General features: G+C 60.8%; 6 protein-coding genes. 4 read left to right on the plus strand and 2 right to left on the minus strand.

Annotation, left to right across the window (positions count from 1 at the left end):
* Positions 1-608 (plus strand): alanine--glyoxylate aminotransferase family protein (locus VEJ16_12210; GenBank protein HYB10427.1); only part of this gene is annotated, 608 nt, incomplete at its 5' end.
* On the opposite strand, the gene VEJ16_12215 is transcribed toward VEJ16_12210, so the two are convergent.
* Complete coding sequence (locus VEJ16_12215) at positions 605-1,561, minus strand: D-2-hydroxyacid dehydrogenase family protein (GenBank protein ID HYB10428.1); 957 nt, start codon at positions 1,559-1,561, stop codon at positions 605-607. The two genes, VEJ16_12210 and VEJ16_12215, sit on opposite strands and share 4 nt — an antisense overlap.
* Positions 1,558-2,013 carry a 4-carboxymuconolactone decarboxylase gene (gene pcaC, locus VEJ16_12220; protein HYB10429.1) on the minus strand — a complete coding sequence of 152 codons (456 nt, stop codon included), beginning with the start codon at positions 2,011-2,013 and terminating at the stop codon, positions 1,558-1,560. The genes VEJ16_12215 and pcaC overlap by 4 nt, the downstream gene beginning before the upstream one ends.
* 245 nt (positions 2,014-2,258) lie before the next feature.
* Between pcaC and VEJ16_12225 the strand changes: the two genes are divergently transcribed.
* The 3 genes from VEJ16_12225 to VEJ16_12235 form a co-directional block, all read left to right on the plus strand.
* Entirely contained in the window at positions 2,259-3,305 is a 1,047-nt protein-coding gene (locus tag VEJ16_12225; protein ID HYB10430.1) for a GntG family PLP-dependent aldolase, read from the plus strand.
* A 222-nt stretch (positions 3,306-3,527) separates the two neighbouring features.
* Positions 3,528-4,931: a glucuronate isomerase gene (uxaC, locus tag VEJ16_12230; protein HYB10431.1), complete on the plus strand. Its 1,404-nt coding sequence runs from the start codon at positions 3,528-3,530 to the stop codon at positions 4,929-4,931.
* A partial coding sequence (locus VEJ16_12235; GenBank protein HYB10432.1) for a mannitol dehydrogenase family protein occupies positions 4,928-5,757 on the plus strand: 830 nt, incomplete at its 3' end. The genes uxaC and VEJ16_12235, both read left to right, overlap by 4 nt.

Genomic DNA, 5,757 nt, shown 5'->3' on the forward strand with positions numbered 1-5,757 from the left:
GGGGCGTCGATGTTGTCGTTTCGGCGTCCCAAAAGGCGCTGATGTGTCCGCCCGGCCTCGGCTTGGCGAGCGTGAGCCAAAAGGCATGGCAGATCGTCAATCGCGAAGACGGATTGCCGCGCTTCTATTTCGATTTTCGAAAATACCGGTCGGAGATCGAGGAAGGGGCGACCCCCTACACGTCGGCCGTAAGTCTAATCCTTGGTCTGAACGAAGCGTTGTACATGATCCACGACGAAGGAATCCCCGAGGTGCTTGCGCGTCATCGACGGATTTCATCGGCGTTGCGCGCGGGTTGCGCGGCGATCGGTCTTGCGAATTTTCCGACCAAGGGCAGGGTTTCAAACACAGTTTGCGTATTTCGCGCGCCTGCCGGTCTCGTCGGCAACACCATTGTACGCCGGCTTTATGAAAAGCACGGCACAGTAATCGCCGGTGCGCGCAACAAGCTCGCCGGCAAGGTCATCCGGATCGGCACAATGGGAGACATCCGAGAAGGCGATATCCTGACCGATCTCCTCTATATCGAGGATGTGCTTGCGGAACTTGGTCACAAATTAAGGCGTGGCGCCGGCGTCAACGCCGCGAGTGCCGTGCTCGATTCCTAGACTTTAAGCATGCGAAGGGGTTTGCCCGCGAGGAAACCGCGAACATTCTCGACCGCCTGGCCGTAAGCCAACCGATAGTTCTCGGCAATGACATAGCCGATGTGCGGCGTCAGCAGCGCGTTCTCCAGCCGGCGGAGGGGGTGGTCGGCAGGTAGCGGTTCCGTGTCATATACATCGATCGCTGCACCTGCGATGCGCTTTAACTCCAGAGCGGCGATCAAGGCGGGCGTATCAACAATCGGGCCGCGCGACGTGTTCACGAGAAATGCCGTCGGCTTCATTGCCGAGAGCTCGGAGGCGCCGACGAGCCCTTTGGTCCGCTCGCTCAGCACGAGGTGGATCGTGACGAAATCGGCCCTTCGAAACAGTTCGTTCTTCGCGACGAACTCGGCACCTGCGGCTGCCGCGCGCTCGGCCGTCAAGTTTCCGCTCCAGGCAATCAGCTCCATTCCAAACGCCTTGCCGATTTTCGCAACCTCGCCGCCGAGCCTGCCGAGGCCGAGGAGGCCAAGCGTCTTGCCGCGCAGTCCGACACCGACCGTCGTTTGCCACCGGCCTTCGCTCATGTTGCGCGCTTCACGCGGAATGCCGCGCGCAAGCGAAAGAAGGAGACCCCAGGTAAGCTCGGCCGTCGGATGGGACAACATTTCCGTGCCGCAAACGGCAATGCCCCGATCGAGCGCCGTTTTCGCGTCGATCGATGCGTTTCGCATGCCTGTCGTCACGAGAAGCTTGAGTTTCGGTAGTCGTTCGATGAGTGCTTTCGGGAATGGCGTCCGCTCCCGCATGGCAACCAATATTTCGAAATTACTGAGGCGGCGCGCGGCTGCCTCGATGTTCGGCAAAACCTCGCGGATGGAAATGACCGAGACTTCCGGCCCGAGGCTTGCCCAATCCGCCAGTTCAAGCGCTACGCCTTGGTAGTCATCGAGAATGGCGAGGTGCGTGGTCACGGCACGGCCCTCCCGCCGCGGCGCCTCTTGACGCCGCGCTTGCCCATCGTGGGCTGCAGGGCGCCCGCCTCGAGCAAGGCTTCGCGGGTAATGCGAAAGCCCTCGAGCGAGGCCGGGATGCCGCAATAGATCGCCACCTGGAGCATGACCTCTTGCATTTCCTCGGGCGTAACGCCGTTGTTGATGGCTCCCCTCACATGGAGCTTCAATTCGTGCGGACGGTTGAGGGCGGCGAGCATGGCAAGATTGAGCAAGCTCCGCGTCTTGCGCGACAACCCCGGCCGAGACCAGATTTTCCCCCAGCAATATTCGGTCGTAAGCTCCTGGAACGGCATGTTGAACCAATCGGCGGAAGCAAGGCTCTTATCGACATAGGCGCGGCCGAGGACAGCGCGCCGGACTGTAAGCCCGCTCTTGAAAAGCTTGTTTTCGCGGTCAGTCTTTCTTGCCATCGTGATAGCCTCCTGGGTTGGGCCCCGTCCCGTTCATCTGAAATGCGAAGAATTCGCGGCCGAAGGGGACTCGATCGCGGGATTCGGCAGCGATGTCAGGGGAAGCGCTTTCCGCTCGCAGAGTTGACTCGTATAAGCCACTCTATATCCTTGCACTCAAAACCACAACGCGCCCACCGAGCCGCTTTCTCGAACATCGGTCGCAAAGCCAGGACCCGGGGCGAAACCAAATTCGGTGAAACTCCATGAATCCGATCGACCTTCGAAGCGACACCATTACCTTGCCGACCGAAAAAATGCTGGAGCGGATGCGGCATGCCAAACTCGGCGACGACTCCCGCGACGGCGATCCAACAGTCAAGATGCTTGAATCCCTCGCAGCTGCCCGCACCGGCAAGGCGGCGGCCTGTTTCATGCCTAGCGGGACTATGACCAATCTGGTTGCGATCCTCGCTCATACCGGACGCGGAGGTGAAGTCCTGCTCGAAGCCGAGAGCCACATCGCGCGCACGGAAATGGGTGGGGTCGGGAACATCGCAAGCCTGTTCCATCGCACCCTTTCGGGCAAAAGGGGAGCGATGGACCTCGACGCCCTAAAGGACGCGATAAGCCCGGGGCTCACACCCATTCGCCTCGGGACGGCGCTCATTTGCATGGAGACGACACATAACGCCGCCGGTGGAGCTATCCTATCGCTCGATCACATGGCAGCCCTACAAGCCATCGCGAAGACGCATGGGATTCCCGTCCACATCGACGGCGCACGCCTATTCAACGCCGCAATCGGCCTCGGCGTACCGGCGGACCGAATTGCCGCCTATGGGGATTCGGTCACGTTCTGCATATCGAAGGGTCTCTCGGCGCCGATCGGTTCCGTCTTGTGCGGCTCGGACGATTTCATTCTGCGCGCACGGGCGTTCCGACGCATGGTTGGCGGCAACCTGCGTCAAGCCGGCGTCGTCGCGGCCGCTGGCGTCGTGGCCCTCGAGGACATGGTGGAGCGTCTCGCTGACGATCACCGTGCCGCGAAGCGGCTTGCAGAGGGCTTGCATGGAATCGATCCCCGTCTCGCCAACCCCGGCGATGTCGAGACCAATATCGTCAACATGGACGTGAGCGCTTCCCGCCGGAGTGCCGCCGACTGGACGGCCGCATTGAGGCCCAAGAGCATCGTCGTGACCCCGGCCAGGCCGTGGCGGCTACGCCTCGTGACCCACCGGCACATCGGAACGGCCGAGGTCGAACGCGCCCTCGACGCGTTTTCCGACACTTGGCGCACGTTCGTACGGTAAAGCGTGCTTGCGCACGTGACGGCCGCCAGAGCGGATGACCCGTCGCGCCGCCTCGTTGACTCGATCAGCGGTATATTGATAGTAATTGGCCTTACCACTTGACCAAAAATCACCGAAAAATTCTCGGGAGGAAGCGTGGCGAAGAAGGCGTCCGGAAAAACAAACCGAAAGAAATCGAGTAACGGCAAAACAAACCGCGCCGTTCGCGCAAAGCCATCGCCGCTGCGGCTCGAGCCCGATCGGCTGTTCCCGGCCAATGCCGCAGTGCGGTCGATCGCGCGGCGGCTTTACAAGGAAGTTCGCAATCTGCCAATTTTAAGCCCGCACGGACATACCGATCCCGCGTGGTTCGCCGACGACGAATCTTTTCCCGACCCCGCGACCCTGTTCATCGTCCCCGACCACTACATTTTCCGGATGCTCTATAGCCAGGGCATACCCCTCGACAGCCTCGGCATCGCGCGACGCAATGGGCAGCGCATCGAACAAGATTCGCGAAAGATTTGGCGCCTGTTCGCCGAAAATTACCATCTTTTCCGTGCCACTCCCTCGCGCCTCTGGTTCGAGCACGCATTGAGCGAAGTGTTTGGCGTAACGCAGCGTTTGTCGCCGGCAACTGCGGATCGGATTTACGATCAAGTCGCAGGTTGCCTCGGAAAACCTCAGTATCGGCCACGCGCACTATACGAGCGGTTCAACATCGAGGTGATCGCGACGACGGAGTCGCCACTCGATCCGCTCGCACATCACCAGAAGCTCCGGCAAAGCAAGTGGCACGGCCGCGTTCTCACCGCCTATCGTCCCGATCCGGTCGTCGATCCGGAGTTCGACGGTTTCACCGACAACGTAAAGCGCCTCGGCGAAATCACCGGCAGAGACACGACGAAATGGCAAGGTTATCTCGATGCTCACATGGACCGGCGTCGTTTTTTTGCCAAAATGGGTGCTACCTCGACGGATCATGGCCATCCCTCGGCACGCACGGCCGATCTTTCGCGCGGTGAGGCGGAGATTCTCTTCGACAAGGTACTAAAGAAGAACGTGAGCCCACAGGAGGCGGATTTGTTCCGCGCCCAGATGCTCACGGAAATGGCGCAAATGAGCGTAGAGGACGGGCTTGTAATGCAAATCCATCCCGGCTCGTTCCGCAACCACAATCCATCGCTTTATCACTCGTTTGGGCGCGACAAGGGATTCGACATTCCGCTTCGTACCGACTACGCACGCGCACTCAAGCCGCTTCTCGACAAGTATGGCAACGAGAGGAAGCTCAACATAATCCTCTTCACGCTCGACGAAACAACCTACTCTCGAGAGCTTGCGCCACTTGCCGGCGCTTACCCAATCCTCAAGCTGGGGCCGGCCTGGTGGTTTTTCGACAGCCCCGAAGGAATGCGGCGCTATCGCCAACTCGTCACCGAGACGGCCGGCTTTTACAACACCGTGGGCTTCAATGACGACACGCGAGCGTTCCTCTCGATACCCGCACGGCATGACGTGGCGCGCCGCGTCGATTGCGCCTACCTCGCGGAACTCGTCGCGGATCACCGCCTCGAAGAGGATGAGGCGCGCGAAGTCGCGGTCGACCTCGCCTACAACCTGGCAAAGAAGGCATACAAGCTGTGATTGCAGCCGCCGAGACCTCGCCCGTCACGACCCGCGCGGTCCGGCTGGATAGCCGGCACCTCGCAACACTGCCGGCGGCGATACGCGTTCCCGCCTACGACCGAAATCGACTTGAGGCGGGTATCGTGCATTTGGGAATTGGCGCCTTTCATCGCGCCCATCAGGCCGTTTACATCGACGATTTGCTGCACAAGCGGTTCGGCCCCTGGGGAATTACGGGGATCAGCTTGCGTCAAGCTACGGTACGCGAGGCACTCGAACCGCAGGACGGGCTCTATACCGTCGTCTCGCGCGAGCGTGCTCGCGCCGATTATCGTGTGATCGGAAGCGTCAAATCGGTGCTCGTAGCAACGGAGAATCCAGAAGCGGTGCTTCGCTGCCTCACGGCTCCCGCGACACGGGTCGTCACCATCACGGTGACCGAAAAGGGCTATTGTTTCGCAACCGACGGAAGGCTCGATTCCAATCATCCCGAAATAAAACACGATCTCGCTGCACCCCGCGCTCCGACGAGTACGATCGGTTTTCTCGTCGAGGCCCTGCGTCGCATCCGCGCGTCCGGTAAGGCGGCGCCAACCATCGTCTCCTGCGACAACCTGCCCTCGAACGGGTCGACATTGCGGCGGACACTCATCGACTTTGCGTCACTTCACGCTGACGGTCTTGCCGCGTGGATCGAAGGGAGCGTCGCCGTGCCCAGCACGATGGTCGATCGCATTGTGCCTGCGGCGACGGAAGCGGACCGGGCCGAGGTGAAGTCAGCGCTTGCGGTCGAGGATCGCGGCACAGTGGTTGGCGAACCGTTCAGCCAATGGGTCGTCGAAAA

This window comes from Alphaproteobacteria bacterium (assembly GCA_035625915.1).
GTDB lineage: Bacteria > Pseudomonadota > Alphaproteobacteria > JACZXZ01 > JACZXZ01 > DATDHA01.

Bases quoted from the DNA above. Each gene is read 5' to 3' on its own strand.
- pcaC (HYB10429.1), bottom strand. From the start codon at position 2,013: ATGGCAAGAAAGACTGACCGCGAAAACAAGCTTTTCAAGAGCGGGCTT.
- VEJ16_12225 (HYB10430.1), top strand. From the start codon at position 2,259: ATGAATCCGATCGACCTTCGAAGCGACACCATTACCTTGCCGACCGAA.